The organism is Stackebrandtia albiflava (genome assembly GCF_007994225.1).
Classification (GTDB): Bacteria; Actinomycetota; Actinomycetes; order Mycobacteriales; family Micromonosporaceae; genus Stackebrandtia; species Stackebrandtia albiflava.
This window is the reverse complement of record NZ_VLLL01000005.1, coordinates 2059033-2076129: the sequence shown is the minus strand read 5'-3', so window position 1 is coordinate 2076129 and position 17097 is coordinate 2059033. Positions and strand designations below refer to the sequence as shown.

Annotated in this window: 14 protein-coding genes, 2 rRNA genes and 1 pseudogene; 15 read left to right on the top strand and 2 right to left on the bottom strand. The window is 70.5% G+C overall.

Annotated elements, in window-relative coordinates:
• Together LX16_RS10620 and rrf are read left to right on the top strand one after the other, a co-directional pair.
• Nucleotides 1-221 (top strand): 23S ribosomal RNA (locus LX16_RS10620); the annotation flags it as partial.
• A gap of 127 nt (nucleotides 222-348) precedes the next feature.
• Nucleotides 349-465: ribosomal RNA gene (gene rrf / locus LX16_RS10615) — 5S ribosomal RNA — on the top strand.
• Between the two features lie 235 nt (nucleotides 466-700).
• On the opposite strand, the gene LX16_RS27085 is transcribed toward rrf, so the two are convergent.
• Complete coding sequence (locus LX16_RS27085; RefSeq protein ID WP_147136780.1) at nucleotides 701-1876, bottom strand: hypothetical protein; 1176 nt, start codon at nucleotides 1874-1876, stop codon at nucleotides 701-703.
• A gap of 33 nt (nucleotides 1877-1909) precedes the next feature.
• Between LX16_RS27085 and LX16_RS27080 the strand changes: the two genes are divergently transcribed.
• Nucleotides 1910-2716, top strand: a complete 807-nt coding sequence (locus LX16_RS27080) for a tetratricopeptide repeat protein (protein WP_147136777.1) — start codon at nucleotides 1910-1912, stop codon at nucleotides 2714-2716.
• Nucleotides 2717-2768: 52 nt separating this feature from the next.
• Nucleotides 2769-3728: pseudogene (locus tag LX16_RS27550) on the top strand (HAD-IIA family hydrolase); the annotation flags it as partial.
• 162 nt (nucleotides 3729-3890) lie between these two features.
• On the opposite strand, the gene LX16_RS27545 reads toward LX16_RS27550, so the two are convergent.
• The gene (locus LX16_RS27545) at nucleotides 3891-4229 is read right to left on the bottom strand and encodes an SCP2 sterol-binding domain-containing protein (protein WP_147137452.1); all 339 of its coding nucleotides are present in this window, start codon (nucleotides 4227-4229) and stop codon (nucleotides 3891-3893) included.
• A gap of 209 nt (nucleotides 4230-4438) precedes the next feature.
• Between LX16_RS27545 and LX16_RS10590 the strand changes: the two genes are divergently transcribed.
• From LX16_RS10590 to LX16_RS10540, 11 genes are all read left to right on the top strand, one after another.
• The gene (locus tag LX16_RS10590; protein ID WP_147136775.1) at nucleotides 4439-4942 is read left to right on the top strand and encodes a hypothetical protein; all 504 of its coding nucleotides are present in this window, start codon (nucleotides 4439-4441) and stop codon (nucleotides 4940-4942) included.
• Entirely contained in the window at nucleotides 4942-5142 is a 201-nt protein-coding gene (locus tag LX16_RS10585; RefSeq protein ID WP_147136770.1) for a hypothetical protein, read from the top strand. Before LX16_RS10590 ends, LX16_RS10585 begins: the two co-directional genes overlap by 1 nt.
• Before the next feature lie 18 nt (nucleotides 5143-5160).
• Complete coding sequence (locus LX16_RS10580) at nucleotides 5161-5979, top strand: TlyA family RNA methyltransferase (RefSeq protein ID WP_147136767.1); 819 nt, start codon at nucleotides 5161-5163, stop codon at nucleotides 5977-5979.
• Nucleotides 5976-6872 (top strand): NAD kinase, encoded by an 897-nt coding sequence (locus LX16_RS10575; protein WP_147136764.1) that lies wholly within the window; start codon nucleotides 5976-5978, stop codon nucleotides 6870-6872. The genes LX16_RS10580 and LX16_RS10575 overlap by 4 nt, the downstream gene beginning before the upstream one ends.
• Nucleotides 6873-7000: 128 nt before the next feature.
• Entirely contained in the window at nucleotides 7001-8755 is a 1755-nt protein-coding gene (gene recN / locus LX16_RS10570; RefSeq protein ID WP_147136762.1) for a DNA repair protein RecN, read from the top strand.
• A 111-nt stretch (nucleotides 8756-8866) separates the two neighbouring features.
• A complete protein-coding gene (gene steA / locus LX16_RS10565) occupies nucleotides 8867-10048 on the top strand; it encodes a putative cytokinetic ring protein SteA (protein WP_425304424.1) in 1182 nt (393 codons plus the stop codon).
• Entirely contained in the window at nucleotides 10045-10962 is a 918-nt protein-coding gene (locus tag LX16_RS10560; RefSeq protein WP_158645554.1) for a copper transporter, read from the top strand. Before steA ends, LX16_RS10560 begins: the two co-directional genes overlap by 4 nt.
• Nucleotides 10963-11015: 53 nt before the next feature.
• Nucleotides 11016-11882 carry a hypothetical protein gene (locus LX16_RS10555; RefSeq protein WP_147136756.1) on the top strand — a complete coding sequence of 289 codons (867 nt, stop codon included), beginning with the start codon at nucleotides 11016-11018 and terminating at the stop codon, nucleotides 11880-11882.
• Between the two features lie 23 nt (nucleotides 11883-11905).
• A complete protein-coding gene (murJ, locus tag LX16_RS10550) occupies nucleotides 11906-13537 on the top strand; it encodes a murein biosynthesis integral membrane protein MurJ (protein WP_147136753.1) in 1632 nt (543 codons plus the stop codon).
• A 152-nt stretch (nucleotides 13538-13689) separates the two neighbouring features.
• Entirely contained in the window at nucleotides 13690-14799 is a 1110-nt protein-coding gene (locus tag LX16_RS10545; RefSeq protein WP_147136750.1) for a glycosyltransferase family 4 protein, read from the top strand.
• Nucleotides 14796-17081: a hypothetical protein gene (locus LX16_RS10540; protein ID WP_147136747.1), complete on the top strand. Its 2286-nt coding sequence runs from the start codon at nucleotides 14796-14798 to the stop codon at nucleotides 17079-17081. The genes LX16_RS10545 and LX16_RS10540 overlap by 4 nt, the downstream gene beginning before the upstream one ends.
• Nucleotides 17082-17097: the final 16 nt, after the last annotated feature.

The following is a 17097-nucleotide window of genomic DNA, read 5'->3' as shown; positions in this document are numbered from 1 at the left end:
CCTCTGGTGTGCCAGTTGTCCCGCCAGGGGCACGGCTGGTTAGCTACGTTCGGAAGAGATAACCGCTGAAAGCATCTAAGCGGGAAACTCGCTTCAAGATAAGGTCTCCGACACCTTCGGGTGTGAAGGCCCCCAGCTAGACGACTGGGTTGATAGGCCAGAAATGTAAGCACAGCAATGTGTTCAGTTGACTGGTACTAACAGGCCGACCACTTAACACACCACACGCGATACGACGCACCCACTATACGAACCTGAAACCACACACCACCCCCACACACGCGTGGGGGACGGCCACCACCCCCTTTGGGGTGGACAGGCACACGGTGACACGTGGCACACGAACGTGCCGGCGGCCACAGCAGAAGGGAAACACCCGGTCCCATCCCGAACCCGGAAGTTAAGCCTTCCCGCGCCGATGGTACTGCCCCCGACAGGGAGTGGGAGAGTAGGACACCGCCGGACAAAAACAACAGAAGCCGGGTTGACCTCGATGAGGTCAACCCGGCTTCGTCATGCCCGGAACACGGACCCTGACGCACATACTGCGGGCGACGGGGTTAAGGTGGCGTCCTCTGGGGCAACCGGTTCTTGCGGTGCGAGTACACCGCCGAAGATCAATCGATATTGAAATTGCACAGCGGCCCGTCGCGGTTTCGTCCCGGCGGTAGGAAAGGTGATCGCCATGGCTTCCGATGATTCACGCCGAAACGACGAGGGTTCCGATCGGCGACGGGACGACGACCGCAAGGGCGGCCGTGGCGGCTTCTCCTCCGGTCAAGGTGGAAAGCACGGTGGACGATCGGACCGGGATCGCGGTGCGTCGCGCGACGATCGCGCCCCCCGCTCCGGTGGCTTCCGTGGTGGCGATGACCGTCGCTCGGGTGGCGGTTTCCGTGACCGTGATGACCGCGGTCCGCGCTCTGGTGGTTTCCGTGGTGGTGACGATCGCCGTTCCGGTGGGGGCTTCCGTGACCGCGACGATCGTGGCCCCCGTTCGGGTGGTGGGTTCCGAGGCGGCGATGACCGTCGCTCCGGTGGCGGTTTCCGTGACCGTGATGACCGCGGTCCGCGCTCTGGTGGTTTCCGTGGTGGTGACGATCGCCGTTCCGGTGGGGGCTTCCGTGACCGTGACGATCGCGGTCCGCGCTCGGGTGGCGGCTTCCGTGACCGTGATGACCGTGGCCCGCGTTCCGGTGGTTTCCGTGGCAGCGACGACCGTCGCTCTGGTGGTTTCCGCGACGACCGTGGCCCCCGTGCCGGCGGTGGGTTCCGCGACCGCGATGACCGCGGTCCCCGTTCGGGTGGTGGCTTCCGTGGTGGCGATGACCGCCGTTCCGGTGGGGGCTTCCGTGACCGTGATGACCGTGGCCCCCGTTCCGGTGGTTTCCGTGGCAGCGACGACCGTCGTTCCGGTGGCGGCTTCCGCGACCGCGACGACCGTGGCCCCCGTTCCGGTGGTTTCCGTGACCGTGATGACCGTGGTCCACGCTCCGGTGGGGGCTTCCGCGATCGTGATGACCGCGGCCCGCGTTCCGGCGGTTTCCGTGACCGCGACGATCGCGGTCCCCGTTCCGGCGGGTTCCGCGACCGCGATGACCGTGGCCCGCGTTCGGGTGGTTTTAGGGGCGGTGACGATCGCCGTTCTGGTGGCGGTTTCCGTGACCGTGACGACCGTGGCCCGCGCTCCGGTGGGTTCCGAGGTGGCGATGACCGTCGCTCCGGTGGCGGCTTCCGCGACCGTGACGACCGTGGCCCGCGCTCCGGTGGGTTCCGCGATGCCGGCCCGGTGGTCGATCCCGACGGCGACGTGACGGAACTGTCGGCGGAAGCGGCGACCGCGGACCCGGTGCACGCGCCCGAGGTGACCGATCAACCGACAGAGGCCGTGGAGCAGAACGAGCCCGCCGTGTCCGCCGATGAACCAACACCCGACCCGGTCCACGCCCGGCCCGACGCCGCCGAGACGGAGCCGGCCGACGAGCCGGTCGAGGACTACGACGAGCGGGGTGAGATCCCGGTACCGGAGGACGTCGACTACCGGGACCTGGACGCCGACACACGCGCCGGTCTGCGCTCGCTGCCCAAGGGCCTGGCCGAGAACACCGGTCGGCGCCTCGTCGCGGCGGGCCGCCTGCTGGACGAGGACCCCGAACGGGCACTCGCGCACGCCTTGGTGGCCCGACGTCTCGCGTCCCGGATCGCCGTCGTCCGTGAGGCGGTGGGTGTCACCGCGTACCACGCCGGGCAGTGGCAGCTGGCCATCGGCGAACTGCGCACCGCGCAACGCCTCACCGGCACTCGCGCCCACCTCGCGATGATCGCTGACGCCGAGCGGGCACTGGGACGGCCGGAAAGGGCCGTCGACGCCTACCGCGACCTGGAAGGCGCCAAGGTCGACGACGAGACCAGGATCGAACTGCTCATCGTGGCGGCCGGCGCCCGCCGCGACATGGGGCAGGGGGCCGCCGCGGTGGCGATGCTGCAGGTCCCCGAACTCGAATCGAATCGTGCCGAGCCGTGGTTGCCGCGGTTGCGGTACGCGTTCGCGGACGCGTTGGCCGAACAGGGCCGGGTCGCCGAGGCACGGGAGTGGTTCACCCGGGTCGCTGCGTCCGACGAGGACGACGAACTCGGGGCCGGTGAACGACTGTTGGAGCTGGAGGGCGTCGCGTGGCTCGCCGAGCCCGACGACGACGATCGGCCCGTCGACTGATGTGGACCGCCACCCGGGATGATCCCGGGTGGCGGTCCTTTACGCTGTCTGGATGGCTGACGAGACCACGTGGTTGTGGAGCGAACCCGAGCGGTTGACCGCACGCCATGATTCGGCTCTCCTGGACCTCGACGGCGTGGTGTACCTGTTGGGTGAGCCGATCCGGCAGGCACCGGAGGCCATCGAGTCACTTCGTGCCGCCGGGGTCCCCCCAGTCTTCGTCACGAACAACGCGTCCCGTAGTGCCACGGAGGTGGCCGCGCTGCTCTCGGAACGCGGTGTGCCCGCCGAACCGGACGAGGTGCGTACCTCGGCGCAGACGGTCGCGGTGTTGCTGCGGGAGCGCCTGCCCTCGGGGAGCAACGTCATGGTCGTGGGGACCTCGGCGTTGGCCGCCGAGATCTCGTCGGTGGGGCTCCGGCCGGTGTGGCCGGCCGAGTCGACGGCGGTGGCCGCCGTCGTGCAGGGCTTCGGGCCCGGTATCGGGTGGGAACAGCTCGCCGAGGCCGCCGTGGCGGTGCGGGAGGGCGCACTGTGGGCCGCCACCAACCCCGACCGTACGATGCCGTCTCCGCGTGGTGAACTCCCCGGCAACGGTTCCCTGGTGTCGGTGGTGGCGGCCGCGGTGGGCCGATCACCGGATCTGGTCGCGGGCAAGCCGGGGCCGCTGATGTTCCGCCAGGCGGCCGAACAGGCGGGCGCGCGCCGGCCGCTCGTGGTGGGCGACCGTTGGGACACCGACATCGCCGGCGGTAACGCGGCGGGGTATCCGGGTCTGATGGTGTTGAGCGGTTCCATGTCACCGTGGGACGTCTTGGCGACGCCGCCGCACGCGCGCCCCCGGTACCTGGCGTGGGATCTGGGCGGCGTGAACGATCCACATCCGGTCGTGGGCCGTGACGGTGACGGCTCGGTGCGGTGCGAGGGGTGGCGGGTCTCCGAGACGGCGGGGGTCGTGCGGTTGGCGGGCGCGGGTGATCCGCTGGACGCGTTGCGGGCGCTCGCGGAGTTCACCTGGGGGCGTACCCCCGCCCCGCCGGAGAACGCGGTAGGCGGCGGGGTCGCACCGCGAAAGCACGACGGGGATCTGACCCCTCAGATCCCCGTACCGGAGGCCGCCGGCGATACGGCGGCTCAGGCTCTGGACGTGCTCGGATTGTCCAACCAGCCGGAGTTACATCAACTTCTTGAGCTTCAGCATGTCCAGCAGGCTGGCCTTGAGCTTGACCTTGCCGCTGGCGTACGCCTTCCCGAGTTCCAGGCGCCCGTCGACCAGGGCGACGAGTTCGTCGCTGCCGGTGATGAGACGGATCTGGGCGTCGGGGTCGTCTCCCTCGGCGATGCCGCCGAGTTCGCCGCCGCTGAACCGGCCGTGGAAGGAGATCTGAAGGTCGGTGATGTCGCAGGCCAGCCGCCGGTCGAGGTCGGGCTTGTTCTTGACCTTCTCATTGTTGGCGGCGATGTGCTTGGCCAACCTCTCCAGGGCCTTCTTGCAGTCTTCGGCTGTCGCCATCTCAATCTCCACAGTTCTTTGGGGAATACCAACGCACCGCACCGTACCGCATCGGTTTCGGACGCCTTCCGGTTGTGTGACGCCGAAAACGTCCATCGATGGACTGCGTGGTGTTCGCAGGTGGAATCGGTGGTGAGAGTGGGTTCTGCGGTCCGGTTCCGGTCGTGGGAAGGTAGCGTAGCGGAGAACCCTTCCGAAGGAGGCAGACGATGCAGGACGCGTGGCGCGCTTATCTCGAGCTGGTGCTCGGTGTGACCGAGGCGTCCCGGAAGAAGGCGGCACAGGTCATCCGGTCGCTCGCCGATCAGAGCGGGGCGAAGGTCGAGGATCTGCAGGGCATGGCGGAGGACCTGTTGAACGCGGGGACCGCGAACCGGGAGAACCTGACCAAGCTGATCCGGTTCGAATTGGATCGTGCTCTCGGGAAGGTCGGGTTGGCGACGTCGGAGGAGGTCGCCGACCTGAACGACAGGATCCGCGACCTGGAGATCCAGTTGCGGGACGCCCGGGAACGGGCGGCGGCGGCCGAGGGCCGGCCCGCGACGGCCGCCGGGAAGACGACTGCGAAGAAGGCGGCCAAGAAGACCGTGAAGAAGACGGTCAAGAAGGCGTCGGCGGCCAAGAAGTCCACCGCCAAGAAGTCCACGGCGAAGAAGACCACCGTGAAGAAGACCGCCAAGCGGGCCCCCGGATCCTCCGGTGGGGCGGCGTGATGGGGTTCTCCCCGGCCGACCTGGCGCGGCGTTCGGAGGTCCCGGACCCGGCCGACATCGGGGACGTACTGGCCGAGGCCGAGGCGGCGTTGGCCGGATTGGACGCCCTGGACCGATTGGCGACCCCGGAGCACGTCGCGGTGTTCGAGACGGTGCAGCAGGTCCTCGCCGACACGCTGACGGCCGTCGACGAGGCATGACCGGAGGAGGGGCCGCCGATGGCGGCGCGTAGGCGGCTCGACGCCGAACTCGTGAGGCGGAAGCTGGCGCGTTCCCGGGCACACGCCGCGGAACTGATCGACGCCGGGAAGGTCCGGGTCCGGGGATTGCCGGCGGGGAAGGCCGCCGCCGGTGTGGACCCGGCCGATCCGATCGTCGTGGCCGACGCCGGCGACGACTACGTCTCCCGCGGTGCCCACAAACTCCGCGGTGCCCTGGCCGCCTTCGGTGATGTCGGTGTGTCGATCGAAGGTCGCCGGTGTCTGGACGCGGGCGCGTCCACCGGCGGGTTCACCGACGTGTTGTTGCGGGAGGGCGCCGCCCAGGTCGTCGCCGTCGACGTCGGGTACGGCCAGTTGGCGTGGTCGTTGCAGAGCGATCCGCGTGTGGTGGTGCGAGACCGCACCAATGTGCGGTCGTTGTCGCCCGACGACGTCGGGGGGCGCGTCGACGTGACGGTCGCGGACCTGTCGTTCATCTCGCTGCGGCTGGTGCTTCCCGCGCTGGCGGAGTGCACGCGACCCGACGGGTTCATCCTGCCGATGGTCAAGCCCCAGTTCGAGGTCGGTCGCGGCCGCGTGGGCTCGGGCGGGGTGGTGCGGGACCCCCGGGTGCGGGCCGACGCGGTCGTGGACGTGGCCGCGGCCGCCGCCGAACTGGGTTGGGTCGCGGTGGACGTGGTGGCGTCGCCGCTGCCGGGTCCGTCGGGGAACGTGGAGTTCTTCTGCGCGTTGCGCCGGGACGCCGAACCGATGACGGAGGAGCGGATCCGTTCGGTGGTGGTGGGTGTGTCGGGTCCGGAGGAGGCGTCGGGATGAGCGGTGGGCGGCGCCGGGTCCTGTTGGTGACCCACACGGGGCGGGCGGACATCGCCGAGCAGACCGCGGTGGTCGCGGAGGCGTTGTCCTCGGCCGGTTTCGAGGTGCGGGCGTTGGCGAAGGAGGCCGCCGAGCTGGGCCGGGTCTCGGTGGTGGAGAGTGACCCCGCGACGGCCGCGCAGGACGTGGAGATGGTTCTGGCGCTGGGTGGGGACGGGACGTTCCTGCGGGCGGCGGAGTTGGCGCGTCCGACGGGCACGCCGTTGCTGGGTGTGAACCTGGGCCGGGTCGGTTTCCTCGCCGAGGCGGAGGTCACCGACGTCGGTGTCGCGGTGGAGCGGATCGCCGCGTGTGACTACCGCGTGGAGGAGCGGTTGACGGTGGACGCGGAGGTCACCCACGAGGGTCGTGTCGTGGGGCGTACCTGGGCGTTGAACGAGGCCACCGTGGAGAAGGGTGAGCCGTCCCGGATGCTCGAGGTCCTGATCGAGGTGGACGGCCGGAGCCTGTCGCGGTACGGGTGCGACGGTGTGGTGTGCGCGACGCCGACGGGTTCGACGGCGCACGCCATGTCGGCGGGTGGTCCGGTGGTCTGGCCGGAGGTCGAGGCGCTGTTGCTGGTTCCGATCAGCGCGCACGCGTTGTTCTCGCGTCCGTTGGTGGTGTCGCCCCGTTCGGTGATCCGGGTGACGGTGGAGCCCTACGCGCCGCCGGCGGTGCTCAGTTGCGACGGTCGGCGTGCCGTGCGGTTGCCTCCGGGGAGCTCGGTGACGGTGCGGCGCGGAGTGGAGCCGGTGCGGGTGGTCAGGTTGGCCGATCGGCCGTTCACGGATCGGTTGGTCGCGAAGTTCGACCTGCCGGTGGACGGTTGGCGCGGGCATCGGTTGGCGTGACGTGCCGGTGGCGTGGGGGTCGTTCTACTGCCGTTGTGTCGCAACGTGTCCGGTCGGTCACCGATGGTCGGCGCCGGGTGTGAACTCCGACTGGAATGTGTCGGCGGTGGCTACTAGGGTCTTTAACCGTGCTGGATGAGCTTCGCATTACCGGACTCGGGGTTATCGAGGACGCGACGTTGCCGTTGTCCGACGGCTTGACGGTGATCACCGGTGAGACCGGCGCGGGTAAGACGATGGTGGTGGCCGGACTGGGGTTGCTGTTCGGCGGCCGGGCCGACGCCGGGCGGGTACGTCCTGGGGAGAAGCGCGCGGTCGTGGAGGGTCGCCTGCGGGTCCGGCGGGGGGACAAGGTGTTGCGGCAGCGCATCGCCGACTCCGGGGCCGAGTTGGAGGGTGACGAGCTGCTGTTGAGCCGGACGTTGACGTCCGAGGGCCGGTCGCGCGCGCACGTGGGGGGCCGGTCGGCGCCGGTGGGGCTGCTGGGTGACATCGGCACCCAGGTGTTGTCGATTCACGGTCAGTCGGACCAGATGCGGTTGCTGCAGCCCGCGGAGCAGCGGGCCGCGCTGGACCGCTATGCCGGTCAGGCGCACGAGAAGATCGCCACGACGTTCCGGGAGACCTTCGAGCGGTGGCGGGCGCTGGCCGACGAGCTGGCGGAGCGGCGCCGTGACGCCCGGGAGCGGGCGCGGGAGGCCGACGTACTCCAGCTCGGACTGGCCGAGATCGACCGGATCGACCCGCAGCCCGGCGAGGAGGAGGAGCTGGCCGAGGAGGCGCGCCGCCTGGAGCACGCGGAGGCGCTTCGGGTGGCCGCCGCGGAGGCGTACGGTGCGTTGGCCGGTGACGACACCGGTGACGGGGCGGACGCCACGAGCCTGGTGGGCGGTGCCTACCGGGCGCTGCTGGGGCAGGCCGACACCGATCCGGTGTTGGGTGAACTGGGGAACCGGTTGGAGGCGGCGGTGGCGGGCATCGCCGACGTCGCCGCCGAGTTGACCGGTTACCTGGAGGGCTTGGACGCCGATCCCGACCGGCTCGCCCGCATCTTCGAACGCCGCGCCGAGTTGAAGGGCCTGACCCGCAAGTACGCGGAGGACCTGCCCGGGGTGTTGGCGTGGGCGGAGCAGGCGCGGACGCGGTTGGCGAATCTCGACGTGTCCGACGAGGCGTTGGCGGCGATGGAGGCCGACCGTGACAGGTCGGCGGCCGAGACCGCCGATCTGGCGGCGCAGTTGACCGCGTCGCGGCAGGCCGCGGCGGGCCGGTTCGCCGACGCCGTCACGGCCGAACTGGCCGGCCTGGCGATGCCCCACGCTCGGGTGGTGGCGTCGGTGTCGCCGCGTCCGGCCGGTCGTGGTGGGCACGACCTGACGGTGAACGGTGTGGAGTGCGGTGTGACCGCCGACGGTGCCGACGAGGTGGAGCTCCAGTTGTGTGCCCACCCCGGGGCTCCGGCGACCGCGTTGCAGAAGGGCGCCTCCGGTGGTGAGCTGTCGCGGGTGATGTTGGCCATCGAGGCGGTGTTCGCCGGTGCGGGTGGCCCGCCGACGCTGGTGTTCGACGAGGTCGACGCGGGCGTGGGTGGTGAGGCGGCAGTGGAGATCGGCCGGCGCCTGGCGCGGTTGGCGTCGCGGCATCAGGTGTTGGTGGTCACGCACCTGCCGCAGGTGGCGGCGTTCGCGGACCTGCATCTGGTGGTCAGCAAGGACACCGGTGGCGCGGTGACGGTGTCGGGTGTGCATCGGGTGGAGGACGCTGAACGGGCGCGCGAGCTTGCCCGTATGCTTGCCGGAATGCCTGACAGCCACCTCGGGATCGCGCATGCCGAGGAGCTGCTGGCGGTCGCGGCGAAGAGCAAGGGACGCGGCGGCCGGTAGCGGCGGTCAGTGTCGTCACGGCGGTGCAAGGGCGGTCGCCGGGGCGGCGGCGCGCCGTGCGCCGGTTGTCGTTGACCCGATGTCAAGATAGAGAAGATGCGTCTACCTACATTGCGCCTTCCCGGCCGGCGGAGTGACCGTGAGGTCCCCGCCGACGCGGTCGTCGGCATCGCCAGGCTGGACCGCCGCACCAAGCGGTTGGCGGGCCGGATCAACCCCGGTGAGATCGCCGTCATCAACCACATGGACATCGACCGGGTCGCGGGCGACTCGTTGGTCGCGGCGGAGGTCGCCGCGGTCGTCAACGCCAAGCCCTCGATCTCGGGTCGCTACCCCAACCTGGGGCCGGAGGTGTTGGTCAAGGCCGGTATCGCGGTCGTCGACGACGTCGGTGAGGAGATCTTCGACGCGGTCAAGGAGGGCACCGAGCTCCGTATCGAGGGCGGTGTCGTCTACGCCGGTGACGAGCAGATCGCCTCCGGGCACCGCTACGACGCCGAGTCCGTCGCCCAGGCCATGCTCGACGCCCGTGAGGGCCTGTCGGTGCAGTTGGAGGCGTTCGCCGCCAACACGATGGAGTACCTCAAGCGGGAGCGTGAGCTGCTGCTGGACGGTGTCGGCATCCCCGACGTCGACACCGACTTCGCCGGGCGGCACTGCCTGATCGTGGTGCGTGGTTACGACTACAAGGAGGACCTGGAGGTCCTCCGGCCGTACATCCGGGAGTTCAAGCCCGTGCTCGTGGGCGTCGACGGCGGGGCCGACGCGCTGGTGGAGGCCGGTTACACGCCCGACATGATCGTCGGTGACATGGACTCCGCGTCCGACGACGTGCTGCGTTGCGGCGCGGAGGTCGTCGTCCACGCCTACGCCGACGGGCGCGCCCCCGGTCTTCCCCGGGTGGAACGCCTGGGCGTGGCCGCCAAGACTTTCCCGGCGGCGGCGACCAGCGAGGACATCGCGATGCTGATGGCCGACGAGAAGGGCGCGACGATGATCGTCGCGGTGGGGACCCACGCCACCCTCGTGGAGTTCCTGGACAAGGGGCGCGCGGGTATGGCCTCCACGTTCCTGACCCGGCTGCGCGTCGGCGGGAAACTCGTCGACGCCAAGGGCGTCAGCCGTCTCTACAAGCAGAACGTCCCCGTGTCGGCGATGCTGTTGCTGGTGTTGTCGGCGATCGCGGCCATGGCCGCGGCGATCGGGGCTTCCACAGTCGGTCTCACCTTCCTGGAAATCGTCGCGGACTGGTGGGACGGTCTGATCTTCCAGATACAAAGGCTTTTCTCGTGATCAACTTTCGCTACCACCTCGTATCGGTGACGGCGGTGTTCCTGGCGTTGGCCATCGGCCTGGTCCTGGGCACCACGGCGCTGAACGGTCCCACCCTCGAAGTCATGTCGGAGACCGTGGCCACCCTGCGCGACGACAACGCGACGTTGCGGGACCAGGTGTTGGAGTTGGAGACCAACGCCGCCAACGAACAGGACTTCGCGACCGCGGTCGCCCCCTCGGCGCTGGCGGGAACCCTGGAGGAGCAGCACGTCCTGGTGCTGTCGGCGGCTGCCGCCGACCCGGCGCACGTGCAGGGGATCACCGACATGCTGGCCTATTCGGGGGCCGAGAACGCCGGTCAGCTCACGTTCACCGACACGTTCTTCGACCCCGGCAACAGCGACCAGTTGGTCGACCTGGTGGCCGAACTGACCCCCGAGAACGTCGACCCCCCGAACAACAACGACGGTGTCGAGTCGGCCGGGGCGCTGCTGGCGGCGGTGCTGCTGGCGGAGGGTTCGGCGACCGTGGACGACCGTGCGGCCGTCATCGAGGCGTTGGAACGGCTCCAGATGGTGACCGAGGACGTCGAGTTGGCCGAGCGCGCCACGGCGGTCATCGTCGTCACGGGTAAGCCGTACGCCGGTACCGACGCCACCGGTCAGAACACCAACGTGGTGACCTTCCTCGATCAGTTCGGGCAGGCCGGTCCCGTGGTGTGCGCGGCGCCCACGATCGCCGGTGAGGGCAACGTGGTCGCGTCCATCATGGCGGATCAGACCCTGGCGGAGACGATCTCGACGGTCGACAACGCGGCCGGTCCCGAAGGGCAGCTCGCCACCATCATGGCGTTGCCGGAACGTATCGCCGGAACCGCCGGACACTACGGCACCGGCGACTCGGCGACGTCCCTGGTCCCCCAGCCGTCCTGACCGGACACCTCCCCCTCACCCCGCAGTTGACATCTTTGGAGTAACCCGTGGGAATGCTCGCTCGTAATCTCCGTCGCCTGGCACTGGTGGGGGCCGGTGCGCTGGCCGCCCGCGCGGCCATGGCGGCGATCTCGCGTTCGCCGGCGGCGGCCGGGCTCGACCGGATCAACCACCACGGCCAGACGGTGAGCCTGAAGGAGGGGCCGGCGGCCGCCATCGGTGCCTCGGTGGGGGCGGCGTTGAGCGCGCGGCGTCCCGGTCACGCGGCGGCGGCGCTGACCGCCGGCCTGGGAGCCGGAGCGGTCGGCCTGTACGACGACGTGGTGGGTGCGCAGCCCAGGCACCAGGCGAAGGGACTCAAGGGCCACCTCGGTGCGTTGGCTCACGGTCGCGTCACCTCCGGGGCGGTGAAGATCGTCGGGGCGGGTCTGGCCGGGCTCATCGCGGCCGCCCTCATCGACGCCGACCGGCCCGCCCCCCGGCGTGGCGGTAGGTTCGGGGCGGTCGCCAACACCCTGCTGGGTGGTGCGTTGATCGCGGGGACCGCCAACCTGATGAACCTGTTCGACCTTCGGCCGGGCCGGGCGTTGAAGGTGGCGACCGCGGTGACGTCGCCGTTGTCGGCGCGCGACGACCTCTCCGGTGGTATCGCGGCGGGCACCATGGGCGCGGCGACGGCGTTGTTCCCCGAGGATCTCGGGGAGGAGACGATGCTGGGTGACTGCGGTGCCAACGCGATCGGCGCGTTGATGGGCCTGTCGATGGCGGCGCGCAGCGGTCCGTTGCTGCGCGGGGTCCTGCTGTCGGGGGTCACGGCGTTGATCCTCACCAGTGAGAAGGTCAGCTTCACTCAGGTGATCGCCCGTACGCCCGTGCTGCGGGAGATCGACGAGTTCGGCCGGAAGCCGCGCAATCCGTGACCCGGCAGCCTGTCGTCACTGACGTGACTGACCTGCCGGGGGAGAAGGTCGGAAAGAACGCCGCGTTGATCAGCGGCATCACGATGCTGTCGCGCATCGCGGGGCTGGGCCGGATCCTGGTGCTGACGTGGGCGGTCGGCATGGGTGGTGTGTTGGACGTCTACAACACGGCCAACCGGGTGCCCAACATCCTGTACGAGATCGCCGCGGGTGGGGCGTTGGCGGCGTTGGTGGTGCCGTTGTTGGCGGCGCCGTTGGCGCGGCGGCAACCGGAGGTCGTCAACCGGACCGCTTCGGGCCTGTTGACGTGGTCGGTGCTGCTGCTGGTGCCGATGGGCGTGTTGGTGGCCGTGCTGGCCGAGCCGGTGATGCGGTTGTTGGCCGGTGACGCGCCGGACGCCGAGATCGCCATGGGCACCAGGATGATCCAGGTGTTCGCGCCGCAGTTGCCGTTGTACGGCATCGGTGTGGTGTTGACCGGTGTCCTGCACACGCATCGCAGGTTCGCGTGGCCGGCGTTGGCGCCGTTGTTGTCGAGTCTGACGGTGATCGCGGCGTACGTGGTGTACGGGCTGGTCGCGCCGCAGGGTGCCGACGCGGCGCAGGTGAGTCTGGGCCAGGAGTTGGTGCTGTCGATCGGTACGACCCTGGCGACGGTGGTGATGACGTTCTGCCTGCTGATCCCGTTGCGGCGGGTCGGGATCCGGTTGCGGCCGACGCTGCGGTTCGGCGGTGGTGACGTCACCCGCAACGTGCGGACGATGGCGGTGGCCGGTGGGTTGAGCATCGCCGCGTGGCAACTGTCGCTGTTGTTGATCCTGGGGTTGACCAACGGCGGCCTCAAGGGCACCGTCGGCCTGTTCTCCATCGCGTTGACGTTGTACATGCTCCCGTGGGGTGTCTTCGCGATGCCGTTGGCGTTGTCGTCGTATCCGGCGCTGGCCGAGGCCCACGGTGTCGGCGACCGCGAACGGTACGACACGACCCTGTCGACGGCGACGCGGCGGGTGGTGCTGCTGGCGTTTCTGGGGGCGGCGGCGCTGATCGGGTTGGCGGTTCCGTTGGCGACGGTGTTCGCCGAGGTCGGTGGTACCGCCGACGTCGACCCCGGGTTGGCGGTGGTGCCGGCGATGTCGGCGGCGTTGGTGGCGTTGGCTCCCGGACTGGTCGGGTTCTCCCTCTATCCGCTGTTGACCCGTGCGTTGTACGCGCGGGGGGCGACGGTGGCCGCGGCGGTGGCGACGGTGGGTGGCTGGGCGGTCGCCTATGTGGCGGCGATCGTGTGCAGTGTCGTGATGCCGGTGGCCGACCGGGCGTTGGCCGTGGGTGTCGGCAACAGCGTGGGCATGGTGGTGTTGGGCGCCGCGTTGGCGGCGACGGTGGCGTGGCGTGCCGGTCGTGCGTCGTTGACCGGTGTGTGGCGGGCGGCCCTGGTGGGTGTGGTGTCGTCGGCGGTGTCGGCGGCGGCGGGTTGGTGGGTGTCGTCGTTGTTCGGTGCGTCGATGGGGTTGCCGGTGGCGGTCGTGGCGTTGGCGGCGTCGGGCCTGACCGTTCTGCTGGTGTTCGGTGCCGTGGCGTTCCTGGTCGACCGCAGGGACATGCGGCCGTTGGTGGGTTCGGTCGCGGGCAGGCTCTTCCGGAGGCGCAGTGGTTGACGGGAGCGGATTCACCCGTGCCCCGGGGCGGCGACGGTCGGCTCGGCGGGTACGGCAGTATCGGTGAGGCGGACAGCCGGTGGGGCGTGGCCGTGCGGGCAGCGCGCGCGTCGCACGACGGTGGCGATTTCAGGAAAAGGTGACTCAAGACAGTGAGCGGCAGGCGAATCGCACAGGTGCTGGGGACCAGTACCGGGGGGATCGGCACCCACGTGGTCTCGTTGACCAGGGAGCTGTCGGCGCGGGGTGACAGGGTGACCGTGTTCGGCCCCGCCGCGACCGAGGAACGGTTCGGGTTCCGGGAGACCGGTGCCCGGTTCGTGCCGATCGAGATCTCCGCGTCGATGGACCCGGTGAAGGATGCCGCCGCGTGCTGGGCGCTGCGTAAGGCGTTGCGGGGGCCGGGGGGTGGTGCGCCGGACGTCGTGCACGCCCACGGGTTGCGGGCCGGCCTGGTGTCGCGGGTGGCGGGTGTGCCTGGCGTGCCGTTGGTCGTGAGCTGGCACATCCACCTGGACACCTCCGGTGGCGGTGTTCGGGACCGGTTGCTGCGGGAGGCCGAGAAGGCCGTCGCGCGGGGGGCCGCGGTGTCGTTGTGCACCGACCCCGACCAGGTGGGGGCCGTGTTGGCCTCGGGGGGTGTGGACGTGAGGTACGCGCCGGTCGCGGCGCCGCCGCTTCCTGCGGCGGTGCGTGACGCCGCCGAGGTGAAGGCCGAGCTGGGGGCGGAGGACCGCCCGGTTGTGCTGACCGTGGGCCGGTTGCACCCGGTGAAGCGGATCGACATGTTGATCGACGTGGCGGCGGGATGGCGGGACATGGACCCGGTGCCGCTGGTGGTGGTGGCCGGGGACGGCCCGATCCGGTCGGAGCTGGCGGACCGGGTGGCGCAGCGGAGCGCGCCGGTGTTGTTGCTGGGGCACCGGTCCGACGTGGCCGACCTGTTGGCGGCGGCCGATCTGGCGGTGGTCACCAGTGACTCCGAGACGCGCCAGATGTTCGCGCAGGAGGCGCTGCGGGCGGGAAGGCCGTTGTTGGCGACCCGGGCCGGTGGTGTGCCGGGACTCGTGGGGCAGGCCGCGCGGCTGATCCCGACCGGTGATCCCGCGGCGCTCGACGCCGCGGTGCGTGAGTTGCTGGCGGATCCGGAGGAGTCGGCGAGGCTGGCGAAGGCCGGTCCCGAGCAGGCGGCGACCTGGCCGTCGGAGACCGACACGGTCGACCAGATCGACGCCCTGTACCGGGAACTGACCGGTCGATGAGCGAGGAGAAGCCCGAGGTTCCGGCGACCGACCCCCCGCCGGTGCACTGGAGGGTCAAGGCGCGCAGCCACGGCAGCCGGTTGTGGCGCGCCCACTGGCGGCTCGTGGCGGCGTGGGCGGCGGTGGTCGTGCTGGCGTTGACGACCGCGGTGCAACTGCTTCCCGACCGGGCGCCCTCGCATCGGCCGGAGTCGTACGCGACGTACGCGGTCGTGGTGGGGATCCCCGGTCTGCGGTGGGGTGACGTGGATCCGCGGAACACCCCGACACTGTGGGAGTTGGCCGACACCGGTGCGGTGGCGTCGCTGTCGGTGGATTCGGCGTCCACTGTGACGTGTCCGTTGGACGGTTGGTTGACGTTGTCGGCGGGCGCGGCCGCGTCGGCGGGCACCCGGGTCGGTGACAACGGTTGCAGCGGTGTGTCTCCGGAGACGGTCGAGCAGGCCCCCGACACCGCGTCGGCCTATGTGAACCAACTCGAACTGATCGCCAACAACAACCGCACCGACGAGCCCGGTGTGGAGATCGGGTCGCTGCCGGGTGCGGTGCGGTGCGCGACCGCGATCGGGCCGGGTGCGGCCTGGGGCGCGGCCAGTCCGACCGGGCGGGTGGACCGCTACGCGGCCACGGTGCCGGAGGACCCGGACGCGCTGAGTGCCCTGCTCACCGAATGCCTGCTGTCCATGGTGGATCTGGGGCGGTTGCCCGAGGACGGTTCCGAACGGGCCGAGGCGGTCGCGGCCGCCGACGCGGTGCTGGCGCGGATCGTCGCGGCCCGTCCGGTGGACTCGCTGTTGATGGTCGCGGGACTGTCGGACGTGTCGGCGTCCCCGCACCTGCACGCGGTGATCGCGCAGGGCGGCGGATTCGACGGCGGGTGGCTGACCGCCGCGGGGACCGGCCGTGAGGGTTATCTGCGCCTGATCGACCTGGCGCCGACCGTGGTGTCGGCGCTGGACCGGCCGATGCCGAGCCCGTTCGCGGGTGTTCCGGCCGCGGTCCTGGAGGGACGTGACTCCGACATGGCGTCGGTGGTCGCGCAGTTGACCGATGTGGACGCCGAGGCCGCCGCGCAGCAGGACGCCATCATGAGACTGCTCACCGTGGTCGCGATCGCGGGGCTGCTGTTGTTCGTGGCGGCGACGCCGATCCTGCACCGGATCCGGCGCGGTGCCGGGCAGGCCGCCCGCCGGGTCCCGACGATCTGGACGTTCCGCGCGGTGGTCAGTGCCGCGACGGCGTTGGCGTTGGCGCTGCCCGCCGCGACGCTGGTCGACTTCATCCCGTGGTGGCGGGCGTCGCACCCGATGGTGGCGCTGATGGCGTCCACGGTGCTCATCGTGTTGGTGTTGACGGCGTTGGTGCTGGTGGCGCCACGCCGGCGCAGTCCGATGGGCCTGATGATCACGGTGAGTCTCGTCGGTGTGGTCGTGGTCGGCGCCGACGTCCTGACCGGCGCGAGACTGCAGTTCGACGGCATCGCCGGTTACAGCGCCCTCAACAGTGCCGGGAACGCGGGATTGGGGCCGCTGGGACTGGGTGTGTTCGCGACGTCGCTGATGATGGCGGCGGGCTGTGCCGCCCAGGGCGTCACGCGCGCCTATCGCCCCCTGGTGATCGTGGCGGCCGGTTGTGTGGGCATCTGGATCGTCGGGAGCCCCTACCTGGGTGACGATCCGGCCGGTGCGGTCGGTCTGACCGTGGCGGTGTGCCTGGCCGCCGGTATGGCGCCCGGCGGCTGGTTGACCTTCGCCCGGTTGGCGTGGGCCTCCTTCGCGGGGCTGGGGCTGCTGGTGGCGTTGGCGGTGGCCGACCTGGCCAGGGACGAGTCCCAGCGCGGCGCGTTGGGGAGTTTCGTGGCCGACGTGTTCGGCGGCGCGGGCGCCGGCCGGATCCGGGAGACGCTGGAGGCGGACGTGCTGGCCACGGTCGGTAACCCGTTGACGGTGTTGTTGCTGGGTTCCATCGTGTTCGCCTGGGTGGTGCTGTTGCGCCCCTCCGGCGGGCTGAAGCGGTCGTTCGGCCTGTACCCCAGCGCCCGGGCCGGTTTCGTCGGGGCGATCATCGCGACGCTGCTGGGCGGGCTGCTGGGCGGGCAGGGGCTGGTCCCGGTGGGTGCCGCCGCGGCCATCACCATGCCGCTGGCGGTGATCATGGCGCAGCGGGTGCTGGCGCGGGCGCACGTGCGCGACGGCCGCGCCGAACCGACCGACCTGGCGGTTCAGGCACGGCCCGAATCCATCGAGGCCGCCGGAGGTGTTACCGTGGAATCCCGTGGATGACCACATCAGGCTCCGA

Coding starts and splice junctions, on each gene's coding strand:
- LX16_RS27545 (WP_147137452.1), bottom strand. CDS start 4,229: ATGGCGACAGCCGAAGACTGCAAGAAGGCCCTGGAGAGGTTGGCCAAG.
- LX16_RS10580 (WP_147136767.1), top strand. CDS start 5,161: ATGGCGGCGCGTAGGCGGCTCGACGCCGAACTCGTGAGGCGGAAGCTG.
- LX16_RS10590 (WP_147136775.1), top strand. CDS start 4,439: ATGCAGGACGCGTGGCGCGCTTATCTCGAGCTGGTGCTCGGTGTGACC.
- LX16_RS10540 (WP_147136747.1), top strand. CDS start 14,796: ATGAGCGAGGAGAAGCCCGAGGTTCCGGCGACCGACCCCCCGCCGGTG.
- LX16_RS10575 (WP_147136764.1), top strand. CDS start 5,976: ATGAGCGGTGGGCGGCGCCGGGTCCTGTTGGTGACCCACACGGGGCGG.
- LX16_RS10585 (WP_147136770.1), top strand. CDS start 4,942: ATGGGGTTCTCCCCGGCCGACCTGGCGCGGCGTTCGGAGGTCCCGGAC.
- LX16_RS10555 (WP_147136756.1), top strand. CDS start 11,016: ATGCTCGCTCGTAATCTCCGTCGCCTGGCACTGGTGGGGGCCGGTGCG.